Source organism: Actinomycetospora corticicola, from assembly GCF_013409505.1.
In the GTDB taxonomy this organism is placed as follows: Bacteria; Actinomycetota; Actinomycetes; order Mycobacteriales; family Pseudonocardiaceae; genus Actinomycetospora; species Actinomycetospora corticicola.
The window spans coordinates 2219481-2245247 of the sequence record NZ_JACCBN010000001.1 but is presented as its reverse complement, the minus strand read 5'-3'; the positions used below and the strand labels follow the sequence as shown (position 1 = coordinate 2245247).

The 25767-nt window shown below is 74.0% G+C and carries 31 protein-coding genes and 4 tRNA genes; 22 read left to right on the top strand and 13 right to left on the bottom strand.

Annotated elements, in window-relative coordinates:
- Positions 1 to 14: 14 nt before the first annotated feature.
- The 3 genes from BJ983_RS10790 to BJ983_RS10780 are packed head-to-tail and all read left to right on the top strand — an operon-like array spanning position 15 to position 1517.
- Positions 15 to 803 (top strand): alpha/beta fold hydrolase, encoded by a 789-nt coding sequence (locus tag BJ983_RS10790; RefSeq protein ID WP_179793792.1) that lies wholly within the window; start codon positions 15 to 17, stop codon positions 801 to 803.
- A gap of 38 nt (positions 804 to 841) precedes the next feature.
- Positions 842 to 1021, top strand: coding sequence for a hypothetical protein (locus tag BJ983_RS10785; RefSeq protein WP_179793791.1), 180 nt, complete (start codon positions 842 to 844; stop codon positions 1019 to 1021).
- Positions 1022 to 1031: 10 nt separating this feature from the next.
- On the top strand, positions 1032 to 1517 hold the full coding sequence (locus BJ983_RS10780) for an OsmC family protein (RefSeq protein ID WP_179793790.1): 486 nt from the start codon (positions 1032 to 1034) through the stop codon (positions 1515 to 1517).
- Here the strand turns inward: BJ983_RS10780 and BJ983_RS10775 are convergent.
- From BJ983_RS10775 to BJ983_RS10755, 5 genes are all read right to left on the bottom strand, one after another.
- The gene (locus tag BJ983_RS10775) at positions 1484 to 2554 is read right to left on the bottom strand and encodes a hypothetical protein (protein ID WP_179793789.1); all 1071 of its coding nucleotides are present in this window, start codon (positions 2552 to 2554) and stop codon (positions 1484 to 1486) included. The genes BJ983_RS10780 and BJ983_RS10775 overlap by 34 nt on opposite strands.
- 347 nt (positions 2555 to 2901) lie before the next feature.
- A tRNA-Val gene (locus BJ983_RS10770) sits at positions 2902 to 2973 on the bottom strand.
- A gap of 1 nt (position 2974) precedes the next feature.
- A tRNA-Cys gene (locus tag BJ983_RS10765) sits at positions 2975 to 3046 on the bottom strand.
- Positions 3047 to 3072: 26 nt separating this feature from the next.
- Positions 3073 to 3145, bottom strand: a tRNA-Gly gene (locus BJ983_RS10760).
- Positions 3146 to 3237: 92 nt separating this feature from the next.
- Positions 3238 to 3657, bottom strand: a complete 420-nt coding sequence (locus tag BJ983_RS10755; RefSeq protein ID WP_179793788.1) for an SsgA family sporulation/cell division regulator — start codon at positions 3655 to 3657, stop codon at positions 3238 to 3240.
- Positions 3658 to 3947: 290 nt separating this feature from the next.
- Here BJ983_RS10755 and BJ983_RS10750 point away from each other — a divergent pair, with 290 nt between their 5' ends.
- The 6 genes from BJ983_RS10750 (at position 3948) to BJ983_RS10725 (ending at position 7372) form a co-directional block, all read left to right on the top strand.
- Positions 3948 to 4547 (top strand): sigma-70 family RNA polymerase sigma factor, encoded by a 600-nt coding sequence (locus BJ983_RS10750; RefSeq protein WP_179793787.1) that lies wholly within the window; start codon positions 3948 to 3950, stop codon positions 4545 to 4547.
- A complete protein-coding gene (locus BJ983_RS10745; RefSeq protein ID WP_179793786.1) occupies positions 4544 to 5344 on the top strand; it encodes an anti-sigma factor in 801 nt (266 codons plus the stop codon). Before BJ983_RS10750 ends, BJ983_RS10745 begins: the two co-directional genes overlap by 4 nt.
- A gap of 41 nt (positions 5345 to 5385) precedes the next feature.
- Positions 5386 to 5880, top strand: coding sequence for a TIGR02611 family protein (locus tag BJ983_RS10740; protein WP_179793785.1), 495 nt, complete (start codon positions 5386 to 5388; stop codon positions 5878 to 5880).
- Positions 5881 to 5900: 20 nt separating this feature from the next.
- A tRNA-Val gene (locus BJ983_RS10735) sits at positions 5901 to 5972 on the top strand.
- A 209-nt stretch (positions 5973 to 6181) separates the two neighbouring features.
- The gene (locus BJ983_RS10730) at positions 6182 to 6421 is read left to right on the top strand and encodes a hypothetical protein (RefSeq protein ID WP_179793784.1); all 240 of its coding nucleotides are present in this window, start codon (positions 6182 to 6184) and stop codon (positions 6419 to 6421) included.
- Between the two features lie 84 nt (positions 6422 to 6505).
- A complete protein-coding gene (locus BJ983_RS10725; RefSeq protein ID WP_179793783.1) occupies positions 6506 to 7372 on the top strand; it encodes an SGNH/GDSL hydrolase family protein in 867 nt (288 codons plus the stop codon).
- A 6-nt stretch (positions 7373 to 7378) separates the two neighbouring features.
- On the opposite strand, the gene BJ983_RS10720 is transcribed toward BJ983_RS10725, so the two are convergent.
- Complete coding sequence (locus BJ983_RS10720) at positions 7379 to 8020, bottom strand: TetR/AcrR family transcriptional regulator (protein ID WP_179793782.1); 642 nt, start codon at positions 8018 to 8020, stop codon at positions 7379 to 7381.
- A gap of 85 nt (positions 8021 to 8105) precedes the next feature.
- Between BJ983_RS10720 and BJ983_RS10715 the strand changes: the two genes are divergently transcribed.
- On the top strand, positions 8106 to 9323 hold the full coding sequence (locus BJ983_RS10715) for a cytochrome P450 (RefSeq protein WP_179793781.1): 1218 nt from the start codon (positions 8106 to 8108) through the stop codon (positions 9321 to 9323).
- Between the two features lie 56 nt (positions 9324 to 9379).
- Here BJ983_RS10715 and BJ983_RS10710 read toward each other — a convergent pair whose 3' ends face one another.
- Positions 9380 to 9718: a DUF1330 domain-containing protein gene (locus BJ983_RS10710; protein WP_179793780.1), complete on the bottom strand. Its 339-nt coding sequence runs from the start codon at positions 9716 to 9718 to the stop codon at positions 9380 to 9382.
- A 91-nt stretch (positions 9719 to 9809) separates the two neighbouring features.
- Between BJ983_RS10710 and BJ983_RS10705 the strand changes: the two genes are divergently transcribed.
- The 4 genes from BJ983_RS10705 to BJ983_RS10690 all read left to right on the top strand — a co-directional run bounded on the left by BJ983_RS10705 (position 9810) and on the right by BJ983_RS10690 (position 11549).
- Positions 9810 to 10208, top strand: a complete 399-nt coding sequence (locus BJ983_RS10705; RefSeq protein WP_179793779.1) for a nuclear transport factor 2 family protein — start codon at positions 9810 to 9812, stop codon at positions 10206 to 10208.
- On the top strand, positions 10205 to 10537 hold the full coding sequence (locus BJ983_RS10700; protein WP_179793778.1) for a YnfA family protein: 333 nt from the start codon (positions 10205 to 10207) through the stop codon (positions 10535 to 10537). Before BJ983_RS10705 ends, BJ983_RS10700 begins: the two co-directional genes overlap by 4 nt.
- 23 nt (positions 10538 to 10560) lie before the next feature.
- Positions 10561 to 10878: a hypothetical protein gene (locus BJ983_RS10695; protein WP_179793777.1), complete on the top strand. Its 318-nt coding sequence runs from the start codon at positions 10561 to 10563 to the stop codon at positions 10876 to 10878.
- Positions 10879 to 11114: 236 nt separating this feature from the next.
- The gene (locus BJ983_RS10690) at positions 11115 to 11549 is read left to right on the top strand and encodes a hypothetical protein (protein ID WP_218890213.1); all 435 of its coding nucleotides are present in this window, start codon (positions 11115 to 11117) and stop codon (positions 11547 to 11549) included.
- A gap of 28 nt (positions 11550 to 11577) precedes the next feature.
- Here BJ983_RS10690 and BJ983_RS10685 read toward each other — a convergent pair whose 3' ends face one another.
- The 4 genes from BJ983_RS10685 to BJ983_RS10670 all read right to left on the bottom strand — a co-directional run bounded on the left by BJ983_RS10685 (position 11578) and on the right by BJ983_RS10670 (position 14860).
- The gene (locus tag BJ983_RS10685) at positions 11578 to 12105 is read right to left on the bottom strand and encodes a MarR family winged helix-turn-helix transcriptional regulator (protein WP_179793775.1); all 528 of its coding nucleotides are present in this window, start codon (positions 12103 to 12105) and stop codon (positions 11578 to 11580) included.
- A 220-nt stretch (positions 12106 to 12325) separates the two neighbouring features.
- A complete protein-coding gene (locus tag BJ983_RS10680; RefSeq protein ID WP_179793774.1) occupies positions 12326 to 13108 on the bottom strand; it encodes an FHA domain-containing protein in 783 nt (260 codons plus the stop codon).
- A 4-nt stretch (positions 13109 to 13112) separates the two neighbouring features.
- On the bottom strand, positions 13113 to 14369 hold the full coding sequence (locus tag BJ983_RS31625; protein WP_179793773.1) for an FHA domain-containing protein: 1257 nt from the start codon (positions 14367 to 14369) through the stop codon (positions 13113 to 13115).
- Positions 14366 to 14860, bottom strand: a complete 495-nt coding sequence (locus tag BJ983_RS10670; RefSeq protein ID WP_179793772.1) for a hypothetical protein — start codon at positions 14858 to 14860, stop codon at positions 14366 to 14368. Before BJ983_RS10670 ends, BJ983_RS31625 begins: the two co-directional genes overlap by 4 nt.
- 220 nt (positions 14861 to 15080) lie before the next feature.
- Between BJ983_RS10670 and BJ983_RS10665 the strand changes: the two genes are divergently transcribed.
- From BJ983_RS10665 to BJ983_RS10655, 3 genes are all read left to right on the top strand, one after another.
- Positions 15081 to 16178: a 2Fe-2S iron-sulfur cluster-binding protein gene (locus BJ983_RS10665; protein WP_179793771.1), complete on the top strand. Its 1098-nt coding sequence runs from the start codon at positions 15081 to 15083 to the stop codon at positions 16176 to 16178.
- A 16-nt stretch (positions 16179 to 16194) separates the two neighbouring features.
- Positions 16195 to 17388 (top strand): fatty acid desaturase family protein, encoded by a 1194-nt coding sequence (locus BJ983_RS10660; protein WP_179793770.1) that lies wholly within the window; start codon positions 16195 to 16197, stop codon positions 17386 to 17388.
- Positions 17389 to 17615: 227 nt separating this feature from the next.
- Positions 17616 to 18719 carry a cadherin-like domain-containing protein gene (locus BJ983_RS10655; protein WP_179793769.1) on the top strand — a complete coding sequence of 368 codons (1104 nt, stop codon included), beginning with the start codon at positions 17616 to 17618 and terminating at the stop codon, positions 18717 to 18719.
- Between the two features lie 42 nt (positions 18720 to 18761).
- Here the strand turns inward: BJ983_RS10655 and BJ983_RS10650 are convergent, their stop codons facing one another.
- On the bottom strand, positions 18762 to 19838 hold the full coding sequence (locus BJ983_RS10650; RefSeq protein ID WP_179793768.1) for a hypothetical protein: 1077 nt from the start codon (positions 19836 to 19838) through the stop codon (positions 18762 to 18764).
- A 69-nt stretch (positions 19839 to 19907) separates the two neighbouring features.
- Between BJ983_RS10650 and BJ983_RS10645 the strand changes: the two genes are divergently transcribed.
- The 3 genes from BJ983_RS10645 (at position 19908) to BJ983_RS31620 (ending at position 22378) form a co-directional block, all read left to right on the top strand.
- A complete protein-coding gene (locus tag BJ983_RS10645) occupies positions 19908 to 20240 on the top strand; it encodes a hypothetical protein (protein ID WP_179793767.1) in 333 nt (110 codons plus the stop codon).
- Positions 20241 to 20384: 144 nt separating this feature from the next.
- The gene (locus BJ983_RS10640) at positions 20385 to 21680 is read left to right on the top strand and encodes an HNH endonuclease (RefSeq protein WP_218890211.1); all 1296 of its coding nucleotides are present in this window, start codon (positions 20385 to 20387) and stop codon (positions 21678 to 21680) included.
- Between the two features lie 65 nt (positions 21681 to 21745).
- Positions 21746 to 22378, top strand: a complete 633-nt coding sequence (locus BJ983_RS31620) for a luciferase domain-containing protein (RefSeq protein WP_179793766.1) — start codon at positions 21746 to 21748, stop codon at positions 22376 to 22378.
- 10 nt (positions 22379 to 22388) lie between these two features.
- Here BJ983_RS31620 and BJ983_RS10630 read toward each other — a convergent pair whose 3' ends face one another.
- Positions 22389 to 23264, bottom strand: coding sequence for a DUF6925 family protein (locus BJ983_RS10630; protein ID WP_179793765.1), 876 nt, complete (start codon positions 23262 to 23264; stop codon positions 22389 to 22391).
- Between the two features lie 62 nt (positions 23265 to 23326).
- On the opposite strand from BJ983_RS10630, the gene BJ983_RS10625 reads away from it, so the two are divergent.
- Together BJ983_RS10625 and BJ983_RS10620 are read left to right on the top strand one after the other, a co-directional pair.
- The gene (locus BJ983_RS10625) at positions 23327 to 24829 is read left to right on the top strand and encodes an ABC transporter substrate-binding protein (protein ID WP_179793764.1); all 1503 of its coding nucleotides are present in this window, start codon (positions 23327 to 23329) and stop codon (positions 24827 to 24829) included.
- The gene (locus BJ983_RS10620) at positions 24826 to 25755 is read left to right on the top strand and encodes an ABC transporter permease subunit (RefSeq protein ID WP_179793763.1); all 930 of its coding nucleotides are present in this window, start codon (positions 24826 to 24828) and stop codon (positions 25753 to 25755) included. The genes BJ983_RS10625 and BJ983_RS10620 overlap by 4 nt, the downstream gene beginning before the upstream one ends.
- Positions 25756 to 25767 lie beyond the last annotated feature (12 nt).

Sequence of the window (25767 nt, the reverse complement as noted above, 5' to 3'; positions counted from 1 at the left end):
GGGGAGGTCCGATCATGCTCGCCCACAGCCGGTCCGGGAGCGGGGAACCGTTGTTCCTGGTCCACGGGATCACACACCGCCGCCAGGGCTGGGACCCGGTGCTCCCGCTCCTGGAGCGCGAGCACGAGGTGATCGCGATCGACCTCCCCGGCCACGGGGAGTCCGCCGACGTCGATCCCGGGTTCGACGGGTCGGCCCGGCCGCTGGTCGAGGCGGTCGAGGGCCTGGCCGACGATCTGGGGATCGACCGCCCGCACATCGCCGGCAACTCGCTGGGCGGCCTGATCGCCCTCGAGATGGCGGCGCGGGGCAGCGTGCGGTCGGCGACCGCACTCTCGCCCGCCGGGTTCTGGTCGCCGGTCGGGCGGGCCTGGGCGAAGGCGCTCCTGGGTGGCGCGTCGAAGGTGCTGCAGAGCTGGTCGCGCGAGCGGCTCGACTCGGTGCTCTCGACCCCCGCGGGGCGGTACGCCCTGCTCAGCGCGCTGGTCGCCCACCCCGGGCGGGACCACTACGCCGGGATGGGGGACGACCTGCAGGGTCTCGCCCGTCCGCGCGAGGGGTTCGCGACGATGCTCGCCGCGCTCGACACCTGGACCGCGCCGCGCCGGGCGGACGTGCCGACGATGGTCGGCTGGGGGTCCCGGGACTTCCTGCTCCCGCGCGCCCAGGTCCGCCGCCTGCGCCGGGTGCTGCCCGACGCCCGCGTCGTGGTGCTGCCGGGGTGCGGGCACGTCCCGATGGCGGACGACCCGGAGCTCACCGCGGAGCTGATCCTCGGCACCGCGCGACTCTCCCGGGTCTGACCCATGCACGGGTGCTGATCCGTGGCAGGCTGCGGGCCGTGGCCCACGAGAACGAGTGGTACTACTGCCTGAAGCACAACACGGTCGAGCCCTACGAGGGCTGCCGCGCGGCCGACCGGCTCGGTCCCTACCCCGACCGGGACACCGCGTCGCGGGCGTTGGAGATCGCCCGGGAGCGGACCGAGGAGGAGGACCGCAAGGACCGGGACAACTGGTGACGGGGGACGGGTGGCGCACGAGTACCGGCTGACGGTGTCCTGGTCGGACGACCCGGGCACCGTCGACTACCGGTCCTACACGCGGAACCACACCGTCACGGCGGCGGGGAAGCCGACGCTCGACGGCTCGGCCGACCGCGCCTTCCGCGGCGACGCCTCCCGCTGGAATCCCGAGGACCTGCTGGTGGCGGCGCTGTCCGAGTGCCACCTGCTCAGCTTCCTGCACGTCGCCGCCGAGGCCGGCGTCGTCGTCACCGCCTACACCGACCGTGCGGTGGGGCGGATGACGCGCGACGACGACGGCGGGTGGTCCTTCGAACAGGTCGTCCTCCACCCGGAGGTCACGACGACGGGTCCGCCGGCCGACCTGGACACGCTCCACCACGCTGCGCACGAGGCCTGCTTCATCGCGCGCAGCGTGGCGTTCCCGGTGACCATCGAGGCCGGCCCGCCGGGCGGGGCTCAGTACCCGGAGGACCCGCCAGCGTCGCCGTAGGACGAGCCGCCGCCGGCCGGGGCGGCGGGAGCGGCCGGGGCGGAGTACCCGCCGCCGCTACCCCCGGTTCCGGTGCTGCTGCCGCCCGCCGCGGGGGCGGCGGCATTGGCGGCGACCGGCTTGCCGTCCGGCCCCACCGCACGCCACGTCCCGCCGACGCCGTTGCCCGCGGTCTCGCCGGGCGCGGCGTCCTTCGCGAAGCGGTAGAGCGGCCAGCCGTTGAGCGTGAGCTGCTTGGTGCCGTCGGGACGGTCGACGGTGCCGACGCGGCTGGCGTCGATGCCCTTGAGCCAGGGGTCGGCGTCCGAGGCCAGGACCGGCGGCCACTGCTCGGCGCAGGTCCCGGTGCAGGTGCTCGCGGCCGGCTTGTTCGAGTCCTTCGTGAACGAGTACAGCGTGTACCCGTCGCTCGTGGCCACGGTGCCGAGCGGGGTCTGCCGCGTGGCGAGGTTCGCCCCGGTCAGCGAGGTCGGGGCCACCTGACCCGCGCCCGCCGTCGTCGCGACCGCCTGGTCCGAGGAGGTGCCCCAGTGCGCGATCGCGACGTACCCGGCCGCACCGGCCGCGACCGCGCCGGCCGCGACGAGGGCGAGCAGGGCCGTCCGCCCCCGTCCGCCCCGCGCGCCGCGGCGGTGACCACCGGTGGGCAGCGGGCCGCTGGGGTGCTCGTCGCGCCGGCGGGGCTCGACGTCGTCGGCCAGCCGCCGACGGACGGTCGGCTCGGCGGCACCGCGGGGCCCGACGTCGTGGGGGAACGACTGCGGCCCGGACATCGGGCGCTCGGGCAGCCCGCGCGGCCCGGTGGTCGGGTACCCGGAGACCGGCTGCGGCCCGGAGTACGGCTGGGCGGCGTGCGCCCCGGTGCCGTAGGGGCTCACCGGCTGCGGGCCGGAGGCCGGTCCGGCGATCGGCCCGGAGTACGGGGCGGCGGGGTACCCACCGGTGCGCGGGGCGTCGTAGCCGTCGTACCGACGTGCGTCCCGGGGGACGGGGATGCCGAACTCCGGTCGCGGGTCCTGCTGGACATCGGGGCGCATGGCGGAGGTACCTCTCGGTCTGGGGAGCGGTGCCGCCGCGGGAGTCGGGGGCTTCCCGCGGCGGCGCAGCCAGAACGCTAGGGAGCCCGTCGTCGGGAATCGGGCTTTGCTGAGAGCGAGCGACCGCACACGCCGTGCAGGGGGGCGTCTGCTGCGGCGAACGGCGGCAGGTTCTTCCGGACGGCGGGTCGGGCTGCTCCGTCTGCCGACGTCACGGTTCAGCAACGGTGTCGCCGCGCCGCTCGTCGCGCCGGGGCGCCGAAGACCGGCACCGACCCGGCGTCGGGACGGGGGAGGACCCCGGACACGACAAAGGCCCTGGTCACATAGGTGACCAGGGCCTGTTGTGGGCGATACTGGGATTGAACCAGTGACCCCTACCGTGTCAAGGTAGTGCTCTCCCACTGAGCTAATCGCCCGAGGCGGAGGCGGGAATCGAACCCGCGTACAGGGCTTTGCAGGCCCTTGCCTAAACCACTCGGCCACTCCGCCGGGATCCTCGGAGGCCTGCCTCCCCGAGCGGACGACGGGATTCGAACCCGCGACCCTCACCTTGGCAAGGTGATGCGCTACCAGCTGCGCTACGTCCGCCTGTCATCGGTAAGAAGTTCCGGAGAAGTTCTCCCTGCCGATGATGAGAACTCTACTGCATCGCGCGCGGCCCCCGATGAGGGGGGTGGTGATCAGCTCGGGTCGGTGGAGAGCAGCAGGCCCAGGGCGTGCTCGAGGTCCAGCCAGTCGTCCTCGGAGCCCGGCTCGATCACCTCGTGGGTGCGCTGGAGGAACTCCGAGACCTCCCGGGTGAGCGCCCGGAAGGTCGCGTGCCCGGAGGGGGAGGAGAGCTCGATCTCGACCGACTCGCCCTCGGAGGGGCGGATGCGGACGTCGCCGTCACCGGCGGCGTCGATCAGTCCCTCGGTGAGGAGGTCGCGGGAGAAGACCCACTCGACCCAGCCGGCGCGACCGGTCCGGAAGGCGGCCTGCACCGCATAGGGGTCGCGGGTGTCGTACCGGAGTTCGACCTGGACCGGCACGGGCGGATTCGGGGGACCGATGAGGTCGAACACCGCCGTGGACCGGATCGTCACGTGGTCGTTGTGCATTCGAAGGCTGCCTTTCGCGCACGCTGCTGTCGAAGAGGGGAACGACCGGCGGCCGAGCCTGTGACGCCGGTTCACCCGGCTCACGCACCGAAGCCATCTTAGGAGTACCCGGTCGAGCCCTTACCCGGTCCGCCTCCGTAACGACCGACCCTCCCTGCCGGAGCGCCCTCCGCTACCCGACAGCACTAACCTGTGCCGCATCCGACCCGGACACGAGAGCACGAGGAGGAGGTGAGCCCGTGGCGGAGGCCTCCCGGAGCCGATCCGAGGCGACTGCGGAGCGTGACGACGTGTCCGACGAGGCCGTGGCGGACACCACACTGCTGCGGGCCGTGGCCGAACGGGCCCCTCGTGCGCTCGACGCGTTCTACGACCGCTTCTCCCGGCGGGCCTACGCCCTCGCCCGGCGCATCTGCGTGGACGAGTCCCTGGCCGAGGACGTCGTGCAGGAGGTCTTCCTCCACGTCTGGCGTCATCCCGAGCGCTTCGACGCCGCGCGCGGGAGCGTCGCGACCTGGCTCATGACGATGGTCCACCACCGGGCGGTCGACGCCGTCCGGCGCGAGGCGACCCGTCGCAAGTACACCGTCCCCCCGGTGGAGGACGGTGACGACCGGGGCGGTCAGGACGGCCTGCCCGCCGGGCCGGGCGCCGACGAGGCCGCGCTGGAGCGGGTCGTCGCCGGCCAGGTCCGGGAGGCGCTGGGTCGGCTGCCCGCCGAGCAGCGGGAGGCCCTCGCGCTCGCCTACTTCGGCGGTTTCACGCAGCGGGAGGTCGCGAGCATCGCGGACGTCCCGTTGGGCACGGTGAAATCGCGCATGTTCACCGCGATTCGGTCGCTGCGGGGGATGCTGGACGGACAGGTCGAGCGGGAGGAGGGGCCGGCATGAGAGGCACACCCGACGGTCACCCCGAGCTCGCCGTCGCCTGGGCCCTGCACGCCCTCGACCCGCAGGACGACGCGGAGTTCGCCGAGCACCTCGCCGCGTGCGAGGCGTGCCGACGGATCGTGGCGGAGACCGAGGGGGTCGGGGCGCTGCTGGGCGCCGCGTCCGAGCCGGCGGAGCCGCCGCCGTCGCTGCGCGCCCGGATCCTCGAGGCGGCGGAGGCCGAAGCCGCCCCTGATGACAGCGGAGCGTCGCTGTCGTCCCGTGGCACCGACGCCCCGTCGTCGAACGTCGTCCCGCTGCGCCGTCGCCGACGGATCGTGGCCGGACTCGCGGTGGCGGCCGCGGCCGCGCTCGTCGTCGTGATCGGCGGTCTGGTGAACGCCAACCGCGATCTCGCGCAGGAACGGGACGCGGCGGCCGCGCAGGCCGACCGGGGCCGGCAGGTCGTGGAGCTCGTCGACGCGGCGGCGCGGCCGGGGACGCCGCACGCGGTGCTGGCGTCGACCGGCGGTGGCTTCGTGGGGCTGGTCGTGGACCGGGGCGCGGGCCCGGAGTTCCTCGCGACCGGGCTGCCGCCGAACGACGGCGCGCACACCTACGTCCTGTGGGGCCTCGCGGGCGGGCGACCGGTCGGGCTGCAGGCGTTCGACATGTCCGGTTCGGGGCCCGTGACGGCTTCCGTACCCTCGATGTCGGCGGATCGTCGTTTCGCCGGGTTCGCGGTCTCCTACGAGCCCGGGCGGACGGTGCCCGCCACGCCGACGCAGGTCGTCGCGAGCGGTCAGCTGGCGGGCTGACCCTCCGCGGGCCTGCACCGACGACGAGGCCAGGCAAGGCGATGACCCAGGACCAGGGCACCACCTCCGCACGACCGACCGAGACCGCACCGTCCGGGCCGACCGAGCCGCCGTCGAGAAGGCGCCTGCACGGCCTGCGGGTCCGCGTGCGGGCCTTCCGCATGACGGTGCGTGCCCGCCCGCACTGGAACCGCGCCTGGCGCTGCGGCATCGGCTTCATCGGCGCCGTGGTGCTGATCGTGGGCATCATCGCGATCCCGTACCCCGGCCCCGGATGGCTGATCGTGTTCACGGGGCTCGGGATCCTGTCCACCGAGTTCGAGTGGGCCGGCCGCGTCCTGCGCTTCGCCCGCCGCTACTACGACCGGTGGGTGGCGTGGGTGAAGCGGCAGAACACGGCGGTGCAGCTGCTGTTGGCGCTGGCCACGGGCGTGGTCGTGCTGGCGACGCTCTGGCTGCTCGACGCCCTGTGGATCGTCGCCCGGATCGTCGGGCTCGGACACTGGACCTGGCTGCACAGCCCGATCATGGCGTGAGTTAGGCTGATCCCTGCTGCGGGCGATTAGCTCAGGGGGAGAGCGCTTCGTTCACACCGAAGAGGTCACTGGTTCGATCCCAGTATCGCCCACTCGCAGGCAGGCCCGGTTCCCGCGCAGGGAGCCGGGCCTTCGTCGTTCCGTGGGGTCGTTCCGGGGGGTCATCCCGACGATGGGGCGCGACTGCCACTGGACGACAGCAACGACGCTTCGCTGCCACGAGGGTGCGGCTGGTCCGGACCAGTTGAATTGTGGACGACCCGCTGGTGTTCGATCGGTTGAGAGTTCTAGTATCCCTCTCGTGCACGAAGCGACGGTGTGGGGCGAGCGCGCTCGCCTGGCGGCGTGGTCGACCCTGGTCAACATCGACGACCTGGGGCTGGACGACGACGGGCGGGTCCGCGTCGTGGAGCTCGCGCGGTCGCTGACCGAACTGCCGGACCAGCGCAAGGCGCGGCTCCTGCGCGAGGCGCTCTCGCGGTCGACCGGGCTCACCGTGCGCACGGTCGTGTCCTGGCTCGACGAGGCCGCCGTCGCCTGATCGTTCGGGCGGGCCGCCCTGCCGACCGTCGGGGTCTCCCTCTACCGTCACTCCCGGGTCGGGTGAGGGCGGGGAGGACGAGGCATGGGTGCACGTCGAGCTGTGGTCGCTGCGTTGGCGGTGATCGGTCTGTTCCTCGGTGGGACGGCCGCGTGGGCGGACGAGGCCCCGCTGCGCTACGTCAATCTCGGCGACAGCTACAGCTCGGGCGCGGGCATCCAGCCCGCCGTGGCCACGGCGCCGCCCCAGTGCAGCCAGTCGCAGCTCAACTGGGCGCACGACATCGCCCGGGTGAAGCGCTACCAGCTCGTCGACGTCTCGTGCAGCGGCGCCGACACCAGCGACTTCCGCGCGTCGCAGTCGCCCGGGGTCGCACCGCAGTTGAACGCGCTGACCGCCGACACGAAGCTGGTCACGCTGACGATCGGCGGGAACGACAACAGCGTGTTCACATCGTCGATCCAGAAGTGCGCGACCGCCGCCGCCACCACGGCCGGCCAGGGCAATCCCTGCCAGCGCGCGTACGGCGACTCGTTCGTCGACACGATCAACTCGAGCAACTACCCGAACATCGTCAAGGCGCTGAAGGACGTGCGGGCGAAGGCGCCGAACGCGCGGGTCGCGATCTCGGGCTACCTCACGATCCTGCCCGCGACGCAGGGCTGCTACCCGATCATGCCGATCGCCGCGGGCGACGTGCCGTACCTCAACGGCATCCAGGCCGCCCTCAACAACGCCGTGAAGCGTGCCGCGCAGCAGACCGGCGCGACGTACCTCGACGTCACCGCGATCTCCCAGGGGCACGACGCCTGTCAGTCGCCCTTCAAGCGGTGGGTCGAGCCGATCGTCCCGATCAACGCCGCGCCGGTGCACCCGAACTTCGTCGGCGAGGGCGTGATGGCGAAGAACGCCCTCGACGTGCTCGGGCTCGGGATCGGGATCGGGCTCTAGTCGGACTCAGGGTCGCTGTGCCGGGAGCTCCGTCAGGGCGCGGAGCTCCTCGGCCAGGCGGTCGCGGTGCTCGTCGACGATTCCCGACGACGGGTCGGCGTCGTCCGACCACGCGAGGGCGTCGGTGAGCACGCGCAGGGCCGCGTTCACCGCGGCCGCGCGCACGAGGATCGTCAGGTCGTGCGCGGGCAGGCCGAAGCGCTGCCCGAGCACGGACGCGAAGACCGGCTCGGCCCGCTCGTGGAGCACCAGCCAGACGGCGCGCACTCCCGGTTCGTCGCGCGACATCCGCACGACGGCGAGCACCGCCTCGAGGTCCTCGGGCGACACCACGTAGGCCGCGCGCAGGTGGTCGCCGAGCTCGTCCGACGGCCGCCACGAGCGCAGGACCTCGACGAACGCATCCAGCGACACCGACAGCAGCGGCTCGACGCAGGCCTCCTTCGACCGGAAGAGCCGCCACAGCGTGCGCTCGGAGACCCCGGCGGCGCGGGCGACCTGCTCGCCGGTGGTCTCGCCGACGCCGTGCTCGCGGAACAGCGCCACGGCGTGCCGCGAGATCTCCAGCCTGCGTCGGCGGCGCTGCTCGTCGGTGACCGGCGGCCGTCCCCGACGGCCGACCGGCCCGTCGTCCCGGGCTGTGGTCATCCGCACACCTTACCCACCTTTTAATGGCACTGACTGCCACAAAGACGTACGGTCGGTGATGTCGCCGTCACATCGAGGAGCCGTCATGACTGCCACCACCGACCGGGCCGCGGACCTGCACCTGCCCTTCGAGCGTCCGAACATCCTCGAGATCGCCCCGCTGTACGACGTCCTGCGCCGTGAGGCCCCGGTCGCCGCCGTGACGACGCCGGCCGGTGACCCGGCGTGGCTGGTCACGCGCTTCGAGGAGGTCCGTGACCTCCTCGGCGACAAGCGCTTCGGCCGCTCGCATCCTGACCCCGAGCACGCCGCGCGGATCACCCACGCCGCGATCGCCGACGGACCGAGCGGCAACTACGAGACCGAGGAGGCCGACCACACCCGCATGCGGCGCCTCCTCACGCCCGCGTTCTCCGCGAAGCGCATGCGGCAGATGGGCGAGGACGTGCAGGGCCTCGTGGACGGCTACGTCGACACCCTGGTCGGCGCCCGGGAGGCCGACGGGGTGGCGGACCTCCACGAGACGCTCGCGGTCCCGCTGCCGGTCGCGGTGATCTGCCGGCTCCTGGGCGTGCCGACCGACGACTCGGAGTACTTCCGCGACCTCTCCGACCGCATGGCGACCTTCGACCCGGCCGCCGACGCCCACGGGGCGCGCGAGGACTTCGGCCGGTACATGGCGGCGCTCGCGGAGCAGAAGCGCTCGCAGCCCGCCGAGGACGTCATCTCCGACCTCGTCCACGCCCAGGAGGAGGACGACGCCTACGACTACGAGGAGATGATCCGGCTCTCGGTCGGCCTGCTGTTCGCCGGGCACGAGACCACGGTCAACCGGATCGGCCTGGGCGTGCTCCTCCTGCTCACCCAGCGGGAGCGGTGGGACTACCTCGTCGAGGACCCCGAGGGCCGCACCGACCGTGTGGTCGAGGAGATCATGCGCCTCGGGGCACCTGGCGACCTCGGGCTCGTGCGCTACGCCCACCAGGACGTCGAGATCGCCGGCGTGACGATCCACGAGGGCGACGCGGTGGTCATCTCCATCAACGCGGCCAACCGGGACCCGCAGGCGTTCGCCGACGCCGAGGAGTTCGAGCCGGAGCGCGAGGAGCGCGCCCACGTCGGGTTCGGCCACGGCGGGCACTTCTGCATCGGTGCGAGCCTCGCCCGCACCGAGCTGCGCACCGTGTTCCGCACGCTCGCGACGCGCCTGCCCGGTCTCCGTCTCGCCGTCGACCTCGACGACATCGACGTGCGCACCCAGCACCTCACCGGCGGCGTGAAGGCCCTGCCCGTCACGTGGTGAACACTCGGCGACCCGGGGCCGCGCCTCCGCCCCGGGTCACCGTCACCCGGCCGCGCTCACCGCGCCGCCGCCATCTCGTCGGCCATCGCCGCACTGTCGTGGTCCGGACCGCATCCCTCCAGCACGAACGCGACGCTGCGCGTGTTCCGCGTGCGCAGCGGGAGGATCTCGCGGTAGGCGGGGGAGTCGTACCAGGCCCGCGCCGAGGAGACGTCGGGAAAACCGATGAGCACCAGCACGCCGTCGAAGGGACCCTCGAGCACCTCCGGCGTCGCGCCGTGGACGAGGAACCGGCCGCCGTACGGGTCGAGCGTCGCCTGGATGCGACGCAGGTAGTCGAGGATCTCGTCGTTCGCGTCGATGTCGTGGAGCAGGCCCACCGCGTATGCGTTCATGACGACGAGCCTGGTCGCGCCCCGGCACGGGCGCGATGACCTCCCGGGTCATGAACTTGCCCACCGGACGCCGCTCGCGCACCGTGGAGGCGTGACCAAGGCGGTGCAGGACCTCATGATCGCGGTCGAGCGGGTCCACGACGCGCTGCACACCGCGATCCGGGCCGGCGCCGCCGTCGCGCACCTGCTCGCCGAGGACGCGACGTTCGACGTCCTGCCGTCCGGGGTCGGCGCCACCGGGGCGGACGAGATCGAGCGGTTCGTCGCCGAGCAGGTCGTCGTCCCCGGGGACCTCACGGTGCGCCGGACCTCGCGCACCGGCGACCGCTTCCGAGTGGTGGACGAGGAGGTCTTCGCCTTCACCCACGACCGTGAGCTGAGCTGGCTGCTCCCCGGGCCGCCGACCGGGAAGCCGACCGAGCTCGTCGTCGTGACCCTGACCGCGGTGAAGCGGGGGCAGGTGACCCGGACGCGGATGATCGTGGCGTGACGACCCGGTCGATCCTGCTGTTCCTGCTCGCCGCCGTCGCCGAGATCGGCGGGGCGTGGGCGGTCTGGCAGGGCGTGCGGGAGGGCCGCGGCTGGGTGTGGATCGCGATCGGGATCGTGTCGCTCGCGGCCTACGGGTTCGTCGCCACGTTGCAGCCCGACGCCGAGTTCGGCCGGGTGCTCGCCGCGTACGGCGGGGTGTTCGTGGCCGGGTCGCTGGCGTGGGGGATGGTGCTCGACGGGTACCGGCCCGACCGGTTCGACGTGCTCGGCGCGCTGCTGTGCCTGGCCGGCGTCGCGGTCATCATGTACGCCCCGCGCGGCGCCTGAGGACGCCCGCGTACGGTCACCCCATGCTCGCGGAGCTCCTCGGCCGGTTGTCCGGTGCGATCACGTGGCCCCCGCCGGACACCGACCGGAACCGCTTCCTGTTCCGGCTCACGTTCCCGCTCTCGACGCTGGCGGCCGTCTACGTGCTGACCTTCGCCCTCGTGAGCAACGGCTGGCTGCCCTACCTCGTGGCGGTGATCCTCATGATGGTCGCCGGGGTCAGCGGCATCGGTCTGCTGTTGATGCGGGCACACCGTCAGGAGGTCGCGCAGGCCGAGGCGGCCGAGCTCGCCCGGTCCGCCGGCTCCGGCAGCGCCTCCCCGGCGCCGCGCGGCCGGTAGCGCCGCCCCGACCGCGATCCACCGGGACGCCCGGGTCACCACGACGAGGCGGCGCCCCGGTCGACCCTTCCCGCCTGCGTGCCGGGCGCCGCCGTGCCGACCCCGTGGGTGGAAGGCCGCCGCGCGGATGTGTCCCACCGAGCCGATGCTCCGCCGTCGATGTGCCTGCACCGTGGCGTACCGACGGCGACGGCGGCGAGGCGGAGGCCCGGGTGACGAGGACAGGGACCAGGATCGTGCGGCTGCTCGCCGCGACGTGCGGCGCCGGGGTGTGTCTCCTGACCGGGTGCGCCCCCGCCACCGGCATCCGCACCGACGCCGACGTCGGTACCGACACCCGACCGGCGATGACGCTGACCGTGTCCGCGGAGACCGACGAGCCGACGACCGTCTGGTTCGACACCCGGCAGCGGAACCCCTCCGGACTGCAGGGGGAGGGGGTCGACGCCACACCGGTCGAGCTGTCCCCGCAGCGCCCGGCGGTCGTGCTGCCCGTCCCCTACGAGCACGGCAACTGGCTGTGGGCGCGGGTGGCGGGCCCGCCCGGTCGTCCCGCGGCCACCGTCGTGCGCTGCGAGCTCCGCTCCGCGGCCGGTGCCGTCGTCGACGTCGACGCGTCCGACCCGCTCGGCCCACCGCCCGGCGAGGCCGCCTGCGCGGGCGCCGCGTGACGGTGCGGCCGCGGCCGGACCGGCGCGGTCAGCCCTCGGCCACCTTCTCCCAGCGGCTGCAGAGCCGGTCCAGCTCACCGAGCAGGCCGGCGAGCTCGCCGTCGGAGTCGGCCGCGCCGTCGGGCACGCCCATGAGGTCCGCGTTGAGGCGGGCGACCTTGGCGGTGACGTCGTCCAGGAGCGCGGAGCCCTGGTCGGTCATCGACAGCAGCTTGCGCCGACCGTCGGACGGTGCGGTGTCCCGGCGGATCAGGGCCCGGTCCTCGAGCCGCTTGCACACGTCGGCCATGGTCGAGCGGTCGAGCGCCACACTGGCGGCCAGCGACCCCTGGTCGACCTCCGGGTACTCGCGGACCGCCGTGAGCACCGCGAACTGTGGTCCGGTGAGCGTCGTGTCCACGTGCCGCAACCACGCGGCGGCGTACGCCTGGTAGAGGCGGCGTGCGAGGAAGCCCGGTGCTCCCCGCAGCCGGTCGGGCGTCGTGGGCCGCCCCCGGCCCCTCCCCGCCCCGTCGGTCTCGCCGCTCCCGGCCTTCCGGTCGTCGTCCCCAGTCATCTCGTCCCCGTTCCCCCAGGGCGCCGAACGGCGGTACGGGCGGTCACGAGGAGTCGTCCTCGGTGGTGAAGACCGACCGCGCACTCCGTCCGACGCGTACAGCACGTCACCCGTCCGGTATGGACGGTGACGCGGCCCCCCTTCACGTCGCGTGACGCGACACGATTGAGCACCGTACGACCTCACACCCCCGGGGGGCGAGAGGACACGGCGCGAACCGTCAGGACGGCCGGGGAACGAGGGGGGTCGGGACCTCGGCCGGGAAGAGCCGCCGGACGTCGTCGAGGGTCACCAGCCGGAGGCCGATCACCTGGTCGACGACGGCCACCCGCCACCCGCGGGTCTTGTCGTTCAGGCGCACCCCGCGCAACCAGCGCTGGGCGTGCCGGAAGGCCTCGCTCTGCGTCTTCGGGCTCGGGACGGGCCGGCCCGAGGTGCGGTGCCAGCCCGCGATCTGGTCGGCGTCACCGTGAACGTCGCGCGCGGTCCCGTCCGGGCTCAGGGCGGCGGCGATGAGGGTCGGCCCGCACGCGGCGACCAGCACCGACCACCACGTCTCGTCGGTGGGCAGCTCGGCGTTCACGGTCCGGCCGCCGGTGAGGTCGTCGCGGTCGGCCGCCGCGGCGGTGGGGGCGAACGCGAGCAGTGCCAGCGTCACCTCGCGTCCGTCGGCCAGCCAGAGGCCGAGCGAGGCCCGCGAGTCGCGGACGAGCAGACCGTTGCCGGCACGGATCCGGTCCTGACCGGCGACGCCGGGTACCACGAGGGTCAGCTGCCCGCCGTGGCGCTGCCGGTTGATCACGAGGTAGGCGTCGTCCCGGATCTCGATCTCCGCGGCGACCCGGGAGACCTGGTCGTCGTCGACGTGGACGTGCCGGTCGCCGGCGGCGTTGCGCCCGATGGTGGCCGTGTCGCCCCACGGCACGGAGAGCCGCCGCTCGGTGCGGACGTCGAGCAGCGCCAACCCGCCCAGGGGGAGACGCCCGACGCCCGGCAGCCGCACGGCGTCAGTATCCCCGGGCGAGGACCTGGGTGGTCGGGGCCGGGTCGGTCCCCTCCGCGGTGAGCAGGCGGAGCCGGGGACCGTCGGAGCCGAGCGTGATCTCGGACCCGGGCGGCAGCGGGGTCGGGCCCTCGATGCGCCGCCCGTCGACGCGGGTGCCGTTGGTGGACCCGAGGTCGGTCGCGATCCAGCGGCCCGTGCGATCGGGCGCGAGGCGCAGGTGGCGCCAGGACACCCCGGGGTGCTCGACGACGAGGCCCGCGGAGGGGTCGCGGCCCAGTTCGGTCGCGCCCGTCAGCTCGGTGTCGGTCAGCCGCGCGCCCGCCGCGTCCTCCACGACGAGCACCGCCGCGGTGCGCCGCACGACGAGCGTGCGCAGCGCCGCGGGGACCGCCCCGACCCGGGTGGCGAGCGCCGCGAGGGCGCCGCCCCCGCGTGCCGGCCGTGGCCCGTCGCCGACGACGGACGTCAGCGGCTCGCCACGTCCACCGGACCGGGGCGCCGGGAGAACCGGGAATCCGGGGGCGCGCCTCCCGCCCCCGGACCCCGGTGGGACGGGACCGCTGCCCCGGCCGTCCCCGACACGACCCGTCCCGATCCGGGCCGATCCCCCTCCCGCTCCCCGCGCCGGGGCGAGAGGGGTCGCCGTCGCCGCACACGCGGCGGCGACGGGCGTCCGTTGCGGCTCCGAGAAGGCCGCGGTGACGACGGCGCGCCCGAGGGGCACGTCGTCGGAGACCAGGAGGTGCACCCAGGTGCGCTCGGCCAGGCGGCGCACCCCGCGCTCGCGGCCGTGCTCGACGTAGCCCTCGGCGAGCTCGCGGGCGAGCGCCTCGAGCGGGCGCCGTCCGGCGATCTCGGCGCCGTCGACGGGGTTCCACTCCACCCAGAGGTGCGGTGCGGCCACCTGCTGCCCGCGCGGGGTCCACACCAGGGCGTCGTCGCCGTCGAGGCGCTCCGCGGTGACCCGCAGCAGGCCGTCGCCGTGCACCCACGGCCGGGCCAGCAGCGTGCGCAGGACACGGCGGACCGGGGCGCCCCCGGACGGGGCCGCCGCCAGGTCGACGGTCGCGGTGGTGGACGGGGGAGTGGCGAGCGGCTCCGGACGCGGACGCGCCCAGGCCGCGACCACGACGACGAGCCCCGCGGCGAGCGCCACCAGGACGACGATCAGCACCGCGACCAGCAGCGAGCCGGTGGTCCACCACAGGAGCAGCACGCCCGCGAGGACGCCGCCGGTGACGAGCTTCGTCCTGGTCATCGGTCCGCCCCGATGGCGGTGACCCGCTCCAGCCCCGGCACCTGGCCCGCGACCTGCGCGGGGGTGGGGAGGTGGTCGGCGGCCGTCGTCAGGACCCCGCTGCCCTCGGCGGCCCGCGAGGCCCACGCCGGGCCGACCGCCATCGCGGCCGCGCCGGCCAGGACGCAGACCACCAGCGCCAGCCCGCCGTGCGCCACCACCCCGACGATGCGGTCGACGAGCACCGGCCGCGCGTAGCGGCCCCCGGCGCGTGCGGCGAGGGTGTCGGCGAGCCGACGCCCGAGGCCCAGGCCGATCAGCCCGGCCACCAGCACGCAGGCGATCAGCAACGGGGTGGACGCGGCGTCCCACCACCCGGCGATCGCGGCACCCGCGATCACCCCGAGGACGGCCCCGGCCAGGGAGAGCACCAGGGACGTCCCGCCCCGCCGCCAGCCGCGCCAGGCGGCGAGGGCGACGACGGCGAGCACCACCAGATCCACGAGCGTCACGGGTTCTCCTCACGAGTCGGTCGAGATCGAGTCAACCGAGGGGGAGCAGGCCGTGGGAGCCCGTCGTCGGGAACTAATTACCGGGCTCGGAGCCGGGTGACCGGGCGCACAGACGCGACTGTGAGCCGGATCGTGCCGTGTTTTCGGTACCGCGGGTAGCGGTAACCTCAGGTGTCCGGTACTTCTGGTACCTAGCAATTCACCAGGCAGAGGAGACACCGTGACGGCCGCACTCTCGAGCCGCGCCCGGCGCTGGCGGGACCTCGCGACCCGCCTGACCACGCCGCTGCTCCCCGACGACTACCTGACCCTGATCAACCCGCTGTGGTCCGCCCGAGAGCTGCGGGGCCGTATCGTCAGCGTCACCCCCGAGGCCGAGGACGCGGCGACGATCGTCGTCGAGCCCGGCTGGGGCTGGGACTTCCCGCACGCCGCCGGCCAGTACATCGGCATCGGGGTCGCGATCGACGGCCGCTTCGTGTGGCGCTCGTACTCGCTGACCACGCCGCCCGCCCGCGACGGCAAGCGGCTCGTGATCACCGTCCGCGCGATGCCGGACGGGTTCGCCTCGCAGCACCTCGTGAACGGCGTCGAGCCCGGGACCGTCGTGCGCCTGGCCCCGCCGGCCGGCGAGTTCGTCCTGCCCGACCCGCTGCCGGAGAAGGTCCTCTTCCTGACGGCGGGCTCCGGGATCACCCCGGTCATGGCGATGCTGCGGTCGCTGGACCGGCGTCCGGACGCGGGCGAGGACGTGGTGCTCGTGCACTCCGCCCCCGACGCCGACCGGGCCCTGTTCGCCGACGAGCTCGACCTGCTGGCCCGCCGCCACCCGTCGTGGCGGATCGTGCAGCGCCACACCCGCACCGAGGGGCACCTCGCGCTCCCCGCGGGGCTCGACGACGTCGTCCCGGACTGGCGCGAGCGCCAGACCTGGGCCTGCGGCCCCGCCGAGATGCTCGACGACGCCGAGAAGTCCTTCGCCGACGCGGGCCGCACCGACGCGCTGCACCTCGAGCGGTTCGCGGCCTCGTTCTCCGGCTCCGCCGAGGGCGGGACCATCACGTTCGCCCGCAGCGGTCGCACCGTCGAGACCGACGGCGCCACGACCGTCCTCCAGGCCGGCGAGCAGGCCGGCATCCCGATGCCCTTCGGCTGCCGCATGGGCATCTGCCACACCTGCGTCGCGCCCCTGAGCAGCGGCGCGGTCCGCGACCTGCGCGACGGCACCGAGTCGCGCGTCGCCGACACCGACCAGTCCACCCGCACCGTCCAGACCTGCGTCACCGCCGCTTCCGGTGACTGCACTGTCGACCTGTAAGAGAGGAGCCACCACCATGGCCATCTCCGACATCAAGGAATTCGCCCACCTCACCGAGGCCGACGTCGAGGCCCTCGGCGAGGAGTTCGACCAGATCCGCCGCGACGTCGAGGCGACGCGCGGTGCGGCCGACGAGGAGTACATCCGGTCGATCATCAAGACCCAGCGCCGCATCGAGATCGCGGGCCGTGCGGCTCTGTTCGGTAGCGTCGTGCCCCCGCTCTGGATGGCGGGCGCCGCCCTGCTGGGCGTGGCCAAGATTCTCGAGAACATGGAGATCGGCCACAACGTCATGCACGGCCAGTGGGACTGGATGAACGACCCCGAGATCCACTCGGCCACCTGGGAGTGGGACAACGTCTGCCCCGCCGAGCAGTGGAAGCACTCGCACAACTACCTGCACCACACGTACACGAACGTCCTCGGCAAGGACAAGGACGTCGGCTACGAGATCCTGCGGGTCACCTCGGACCAGAAGTGGAACCCGGTCAACCTCGGGCAGCCGGTCTTCAACACGCTGCTGATGCTGCTGTTCCAGCACGGCGTGGCGATCCACGACCTCGACATCGAGGGCCTGCTGCGCCGGGACATCCAGGACCCGGAGGAGTTCAAGGCCAAGCTCGAGCAGGTCGGGCGCAAGATGCGCAAGCAGATGGGCAAGGACTACATCCTCTTCCCGCTGCTGACCGGGCCGTTCTTCATCACGACCCTCACCGCGAACCTGACGGCGAACCTCATCCGCAACGTGTGGTCCTACGCCATCATCTTCTGCGGGCACTTCCCCGACGGCGCCGAGGTGTTCACCGAGGACCAGCTCGAGAACGAGACGCAGGGCGAGTGGTACCTTCGCCAGCTGCTGGGCTCGGCGAACTTCACCGGCAACCGGCTCATGCACGTCATGTCCGGCTCGCTCGGCTACCAGATCGAGCACCACCTGTTCCCCGACCTGCCGTCGAACCGGTACCCGGAGATCGCGGAGCGGGTCAAGGAGATCTGCGCGAAGTACGACCTCCCGTACAACATCGGGCCGTTCCCGAAGCAGTTCTGGAAGTCGATCCGCACCATCTGGCGGCTCGCGCTGCCGAACAAGAAGTTCGCGGCCGAGCAGGAGGCCCACGAGTCGGAGGGGCTGCGCCGCGAGAACGCGACCAGCACGCCGGCCGCCGAGGCCGACGCGCGCCGCGCGGCGCAGGAGCCCGTCGCAGCCTGAGGTCCTCGCGGTGATCGAACGGCACCCTCGCGCCTCTCGGGGCGGCGGGGGTGCCGTTCGTGCGTTCCGGGTCGGGAGCGGCCGGCGTCCCGATCCACCTCGCGCCAGGACCTAGGAATTTTCCCCAGGGTGCCGCTGCGGCCTGATCGTTAACGTCCCGTCCGATTCGTGCCGTCGAGGTCGTGGTGACAGGAGCGTTCGTGGGTTTCGTGATGGATCGTCGGTCGATGGTGGCAGCGGGATCGGCGGGTGTGCTCGCCACGGCGCTGCTGGTGGGAGGAGCGGTCGTCGCCACCGCGGCGCCTGCGCAGAGCACCGCCCCGACGGTGACCGTCTCCGGGGCCGCCCAGTTCCGCTCGGCCGGGCAGACCTACAACCTCAGCCTCGACGTCCGCGGCACCGCCGCCGGCGGGACCGGTCGTTGCGCCGTCAGCGGCCCCGGGCTCGCCGCGTCGTGCACCGGCATCTCCTCGGTCACCCGGGGCGCGGGCACGGCGTCCGACAGCGCCACGGTCGTCGGCACGGTCCGCACGTCGCGCGGGCAGAACGTCGCCTTCCGCGCCGTCGTCGCCGACCGCGCCAACCCGAACGGTGCCGGCCGGGACACCGTCAGCGCGACCGTCGACGGCCGGACCGTCCAGGGCACCGTCTCCAACGGCAACCTCGTCGTCGCCGGGAGCACCCCGACGACGCCCCCGACGACGACCACCCCGACGACGACCACCACGACCCCGCCCGTCAACCAGGCGCCGAGGGCGCAGGGCGACAGCTACAGCACCCCGAACGACACGGCGCTGACCGTCGCCGCTCCCGGCGTGCTGGCCAACGACAACGACCCCGACGGCGACCCGCTCACGGCGAGCGTGTCCGCGCCGCCGACGCGCGGGACGCTCGTGTTCAACGTTGACGGGTCGTTCACGTACACGCCGCAGCAGGGCTACGCCGGCGCGGACAGCTTCACCTACACCGCGAGCGACGGCCGGAGCGCCAGCGCCCCTGCCTCCGTGTCGATCACGGTGCAGCCCCCCGCGCCGAAGGCGAACCCCGACGTCGCAACGGTGTCCGACGACCGTCCCCTCGCGACGGGCAACGTCCTGAGCAACGACACCCCCAACACCGCGGACAACCCCCTCACGGTGAAGAACCCCACGGAGGTCGAAGGGACGTACGGCACCACCACGATCAACCGCGACGGCAGCTACACCTACGTGCTCAAGGACGCCTCGTCGCGTCCGGACCCTGACGCCCCGCAGCTGGACCAGGTCTCCTACACCGCCGTGGACTCCCTGGGGCGGGAGAGCCGCTCGTTCCTGACGATCACCGTGGAGTGAGCGCGAACTGACGGGACCGCGCCGAGGGCCGACCTGCTCGGCTCAGGATCGTCCGAGCACGTCCCTCACCACCGCGGCATGCTCGCGCAGCGTCTCGGCCGGGTCCTGGCCCGGCTGGCGCCCGAAGCCGCAGTACATCGCGACCCCGAAGTCGTCGAGGAACCGCGACGCGGTGGCGTGCCGGCGGCGCAGCCCGAGCTCGCCGTCGAGCGGCAGGACGATGCCCAGGAAGACCCGCGTCTCCGGCACCCGCAGGTCGGCGAGCGGCGCGAAGAACGACGCGTCCTCGCTGCGCAGGTAGCGGGGCCCGGCGAGGTGCAGCCAGTCCAGCGGCCGCCCGGCGTGCGTGGCGGCGTGATTCGCCATCCGCACGAGCAGGCCCATGTCCCGGGCCTCGAACATCGGCCACTCCGGGAACGTGCCGTAACAGAGGTGCAGCCCGAGCAGGACGTCGGCGGGCACGTGCGCCGCGAGCCGCGACCACGGCCCGGCGAAGCGGTCCCACGCGCCGTCCGGCCCGCCCTCGGTCCAGCCGAGGACCTGCTCGTTGTCGAGCACCTCGTACGCCGCGTCGAACTGCAGGGCCAGGTCGTCCGCCGGGACCGTGGCGAGCACCTCGTCGATCGACCGCCGCGTCAGATCCTCCAGGGCCGGCCCGACGACCGCCCAGTCGCGGGCGTAGTGGTCCTTGAAGGCCGCCGTGAACACGCTCGACGGGAACGGGAAGTTGACCTGGAACCGCCGGCCGGCCGGGATCACGCCCTCGTCGCGCAGACGGCGGAACACGGCGTACGACTCGAGCATCACCGGCACGCGGGGCCACGCGTCGAAGCGGATAGCGTCGACGCCGTCGCGCACGGTCAGCCGCGCGGTGTCGTAGGCGTGCCGCGCCCGGCCGGTGGGGGAGCCGGTGGGGGCGAGCACCTCGAGATCGGGGTGCGGTTCGAGCAGCTGTGTCCGGTCGAAGCCCACCCACGCCCCGAGCGGACCCGCCTCGCCGTCGGGAAGGGCGGGGACGAGGTGCCCGACGAAACCGGCGCCGGCCCGGAACGCCTCCTCCGCGGACGGCGTGGGCAGACTGCCCACCAACAACAGGTCACTCGTCACGCGTCCGGCCACGCCGATTTCCTCCCCCTCGTGTGCGCCACCAGCCTGCCACCGGTCGGCCGTCCGGCAGACTGAGCTCCCGTGACGTCGTGGGAGCGCATCCGGGAGGCCGGCGGGGGCTTCGTCGTCACCGTCTGGGTCGGCCTCGGCGCGATCGTCGTGCTCTTCGTGGTCTCGGCCGTGCTCCAGCGCGACGCCGACACGAGCGAGGTCTGCGTGTCCACGGCGGCGGTGCGGGTGCCCGACACCGGCTGCACCGGGCACCGTCCGGGCGACACGTGGGTCTACTACCGCGCCGGGTCGTTCGTGCCCGCGGTCGGTGGCTCGACGGCCGGGGCGTCCTCCGCCGCGCCGGCGGGCATCGCCGTTCCCGGGACGCCGGAGGCGGGCGGGCTGGCCACACCGGGCTCCTGACGCGTGCCCGCCTCCCGGGTGGCCCGCTTCCCGGGTGGCAGGAAAGCGTCGTTGCTGGCGTCCAGTGACAGGTTCGCCGCGTCGTCTCAGGTGAGGGCCTCCACGACGGCCGTGATTGTCGGGGGTCGCTGCTAGCTTGCGAACATGAGTTCGAACCAGGGGGTGGACGCGGTCAGCGCCGAGCTGACCGCGATCCACGCCCGCCTGGTCGAGCTCGCCTCGCTGCCCACCGAGCCCGCTCTTGGCGATCAGGGCGCCGGGTGCGTGGATCGGATCGCGGTCCTCGAACAGCTGCGCTCCACCGTCGCCGCCGCCCAGCACACCGCGATGGTCACCTTCGGGCGCGCCCAGGTCGAAGCACAGATCGATCACATCAACGACGGCTCGCTGGACCCGGAGAAACTCGGCCGCGGGATCGCCGACCAGATCGCCCTCGCCGCGCACGTCCCCCCGCACGTCGCCGACCGACGCCTGTCCGTCGCGCGGGCGCTGGCGACCGACCTGCCCTGCACCCGGGCCGCGTTGGTGGCCGGGCGGATCAGCGAGTACCTCGCCGAGCAGATCGTGTCGCTGACCGACCACCTCGACCCGGAACTCCGCGCTCTCGTGGACAAGCAGTGCGCCGAGGCCGGGCTCGAGGAGGTGAGCCGCAAGCAAGCGGTAGCGGCGATCAAGAAGGTGGCCTACGAAGCCGACCCGGCCGGGTTCGTCGCCCGAGCGCGCACAGCGCGGAAGGATCGGCGGGTCACGCTGCGGCCGGCGCCGGACACCATGAGCGTGCTCTCCGGGTTGCTGCCGGTCGAGCAGGGCGTCGCGTGCCTGGCCGCCCTGCGGAAACACGCCGACTCGTTGATCGCCACCGGTGACACCGACGGCCGCAGCCGGGATCAGATCGTCGCCGACGCCTTGGTGGAGCGATTGACGGGACAGGCCCGCGCGGAGGATGTGAACGTCGAGGTCGGGATCGTCCTGCCCCTCGACACGCTCACCGACTTCCAGGACGCGGGCACCGGGGAACTCATCGGACACGGGCCGCTCCCCGCCGGCATCGTCCGGGACATCCTCGGCTCGTCGAAGGGGCGGCGGTGGTGGCGGCGACTGTTCACCCACCCCGCCCACGGCACCCTGATCGGCGGGGAGTCCCAACGGCGCCTGTTCGACGGGTTCCTCACCAAGCTGATCACCTGGCGCGACCACGGCTGGTGCCGTGAGGCGTTCTGCACCGCCCCGATCCGCCACATCGACCACATCACGGGCTCCAAAGCCGGCGGGCCGACCAGTTTCGGGAACGGCCGCGGCGGCTGCGTGCGCCACAACCAGGACAAGGAACTGCCCGGCTGGCGCCACCGGGTCGTCCACGACGGGCTCGGCGACCACCCGCACACCGTCGAGACCACCACCCCGACCGGCCACACCTACACCAGCCGGGCCGGACCATGATCGTCTGCGTACGGTCGCGGGTCGTGGAGGAGTGGACCTCGGCGCAGCGTCCGGGGACGGGTCCCGTGACGAGCGCAGCTGTGCTCGCCGGCGCCCTGGTCGCCGGAGCCTGGGCGCGCCGGGACTACCGGGCGTGGCGCGCCCTCGGACAGGGTGGGCTGCCCCCGACGCCGTGGGGATGGGTGTGCGTGACCGCCCTGCGCGGGGTCGCCCTCCTGCCGGCGCCGTCCCGGAGCCAGGAGGGACCACCCTCGGAGGAGGTCGAGAACCTCCCGCGGCGCGCGGCGCCCCGACCGACCGTGGCGCCGCACCCGGTGCCGCACCGGGTGGTCGACCAGCAGGCGCCGGACGAGCTCGTCGTCGGTCTGCAGCGGCACCTCGAGGACCTGGCCCGCCGGCCGCCCCTGCAGATGGCGACGAGCCGGTGGGAACGGCATCACGCTGCGCTCTGGTGGGGCAGCACCGACGAGATCGCCCACGTCCATCCCGTCGACGGCAGCTGTCACGTCGTCCTCCCACCCGCTGATCTCGACACGGTGCAGGAGCGGGGCTGGGGCGTGGTGCACCCGCTCGCCGGCCGGGGCGGACTCCCGCGCAGCTACACGCTGCTCTTCCCGCCGCGCGACGTCACCGAGGCGGGCCACGTCGCGGCCGTCCTGCGGGCCGCGGCCGAGGCGTTCCCGGGACCACGCTCGTGATCGCCGGCGTTCACGCCCGGTGCGCCCGCAGCGCTCCCACCCGCCGACCGCGACGCGTCGCGGCGTTCTCGACGGCAGGGGCGGGCCCGCCCGCGAGGGCGGCGCGCGTGGCCGCGAGCTCATCGGGGTCACCGAAGGCCTCCAGAGCGGCGTCGAACGCGGCGTCGGCGGGGGCGTACCAGGGGTGGGCCCGTCCGAGGGCGTCCCGGAGCGGGTGCGGCGGGAAGACCGAGGCGACCGCGAGCTCGCCGTCGGGGATCGGGTCCGTCGCGGCGTGGGTCCGCCGGTGGGCGAGCAGGTCGGGCAGCAGGTGGGTGTGCGGCCCGAGCGGGCTCTCCCCGTCGGGCGGCGGGATCGGCGTGCACACCTCGACCCGGGCGATCACCGTCCGGAACACCCGCGTGGCCCCGGAGGCGACGATCGCCCCGACGAGCCCGCCGTCGAGCACGGAGGTCTCCGCGCAGCGGTCGACCAGGGCGCGGTCGTCCGTGCGGATGCAGGCCTCGAGGTGCGGGACGCCGAGGCCGAGGTCGATCAGGGTGCCGGGGGCGACGAGCGGGTCGGGGTCCGCGCCGAGCACGGTCACGGCCGTGCGGCCCGGCCCCGCCGCGTGGTCGACGGGCAGGCAGAGCGCGACGGCCTGCGTCCAGTCGTCCACCCCGACCGGGCGGCGCCACGCGCGCGGGGTCAGGCAGCCGTGCTGCAGGTCGAGCCGCAGGGCGCCCTCGTCGCACACGGCGGTGTGGAGTCCGGGGGCGTGCTCGACGGTGACGGTGACACCCGGCGGGTGCAGGAACTCCGCGGTCGCGCCGAAGGTCCCGACGGCGAACCCGGCCAGCGGGTCGTCCACCCAACCGGTGACGAACTCGTCCAGGAGGCGCAGCACCCGGCCAGTGTGACCGAGACCCTGCCGCAATACTTCATCGGATGATGAGATGATGCCCGACCGTGAGAGCCCTGGCCCCGGTCGTCGTCGTGCTCGCCCTCCTGCTCACCGGGTGCGGGGGAGGAGCCTCGACCGGCGACGGAGCCGTGTCGGTCGCCCTGCAGTTCCCGCCGCGGGCGGGCTACGCCTTCGACGCCGACGACGGCGGGTTGTTGACGAAGCTCGGCGTCGCCGAGCCGCTGGTCGCGCTCGACCGGCAGGGCGGTCCGGTGCCCGGCCTCGCGACGGACTGGACCCAGGACGGCACCTCGTGGCGCTTCGCCCTGCGCGAGGGCGTGCGGTTCCACGACGGGGTACCGCTCGACGCGAACGCCGTCGTCACGGCCCTGACCTACGTCCTCGGTCGCCCCGCCCCGCCGCGTGCGATCACCGACATCGGCCTCCGGGTGGCGGCCGAGGGTCCGATGACGGTCCGCGCCACCACCACGGCGCCCGACCCGGTGCTGCCGCTGCGCCTGAGCTCGGGCACCACCTCGATTCTCTCGCCCGCCGCCTACGCCACGGGACAGCAGCCGTCGCCGGTGGGCACGGCCACCGGGCCGCTGCGGATGACGGAGGTCCGGGGCACCGAGGGTGCGACCCTCGAGCGCTACGACGGCTACTGGGGCCAGCCGGCGACGGCGGCCCGGGTCGACGTCCGGTACGTGACCGACCCGCAGACCCGCGAGCTCGCCCTGCGCTCCGGCGACGTCGGCTTCGCGGAGGGCCTGCCCGAGACCTCACGGACGGGGCTGCGGGCCGACCCGGCGGTGACCTTCACCGAGTTCCCCTCGGCCCGCACGATCCTGCTCCAGCTCAACCAGTCCGCCCCGCCGTTCGCCGACGTCCGGGTGCGGAAGGCCGTCACGGCCGCGCTCGACCGCACCGTCCTCGCCGACCAGGTGCTCGGCGGATCCGCGCTGCCCGCCTCGGACCTGTTCGGCCCGGCCGTGCCCTACGGCTCGATCCAGGCCCCGCCCGCCGCCGACGTCGCCGGGGCGCAGGCGCTCCTCGCGCAGGCCGGCCACGGGCCGGCGAACCCGCTGCGGGTCCGGCTGTGGACCTTCCCCAACCGCCCGGAGCTCCCGGTCCTCGCGCAGGCGATCGCCGGCCAGCTGCAGGCGGCCGGGATCACCACCGAGATCACCGTCGGGCAGTACGACGCCCAGGAGCCCGAGGTGCTCGCCGGCCGCTACGACATGTTCCTGAACTCGCGCAGCTACCTCTCCGACTTCCCGGACGCCGCGGGCACGCTGGCCTCGGACTACACCTGCGGGGGGTCGTACGCGATCGACCGGTACTGCTCGCCGGCGTTCGACGCGCTGGTGGCGCAGCTGGGCGCCCTGTCCGACCCCATAGCCCGGGCGGAGCTCTCCCGGCAGGCCGCGGGGATGCTGGTCGCCGACGCGGTCGGGGTGCCGATCGTGCACCCGCGCAACACCGCCGCCGAGAAGGGCGTCACCGGCTTCGTGCCCGACCCGCTCGACCTCCGGCCGGTGCTCCCGGTGCTCGCGCCGGCCGGGTGACCGGACTCCTCGTCCGGCGTCTCCTGCTGATCCCGCCGGTCCTGCTCGTCGTCTCGGCGGTCGTGTTCTGCCTGCCGCGGCTGCTGGGCGGGAACGTCACCCGGTCGGTGATCCGGTCGCGCAGCCTCGCCTCGGCGCCCGACCCGGCGGCCGAGGCGCGGCTCGCGGCGGAACTCGGGCTCGACCGGCCGCTGCGCGACCAGTACCTCGCGTGGCTCGGGGGCGCGCTGCGCGGCGACCTCGGGCGGTCCTTCACGACGAGGGCCGCGGTCGCCCCGCAGGTCCTCGGCGCGGCCGGGGTGTCGGCCGTGCTCGCGCTGCTGGCCCTCGTCGTCGCCGTGCTGGTCGCGCTCCCCGCCGGCGTGCTCGCGGCGGACCGACCGGGGCGGACGGCCGACCGGGCCGTCGACCGCGTCGGGGCGGCGGCCCTCGCGGTGCCGGAGTTCGTGGTCGGCCCGGCCCTCGTGCTCCTGCTCGCGGTGTGGGCGGGCTGGCTGCCGGCCCTCGGATGGGGCACCGCGGACCGGGCGGTCCTGCCGGTGCTCACGCTGGCGCTCTTCCCGGGGGCGCTCGCGGCCCGGCTCGTGCGCGCCGAGACCCGGGTCGCCCTCGCGCACCCCTCGACCACCACCGCCGTCGCCAAGGGCCTGTCCCGACGACGGGTGCTCGCGGTCCACGTGCTCCCGCGCTCGCTCACCGCCGTGCTCGCGGAGGCCGGCCCGTTCCTCGCCGGCACGCTGGGCGGCGCGGTGGTGGTCGAGGTCGTGTTCGACGTCCCGGGGCTCGGACGGACGCTGGCCGAGGCCATCGGCTCCCGGGACCTCCCGACGGTCCAGGCGGGGCTCGTCGTCGTGGTCGCGGCGGCGATGCTGCTGACCCTGGCGACCGAGGTCGCGTCGCGGGCCCTGGACCCGAGACTCCGGTGAGGCCCGCCGTCG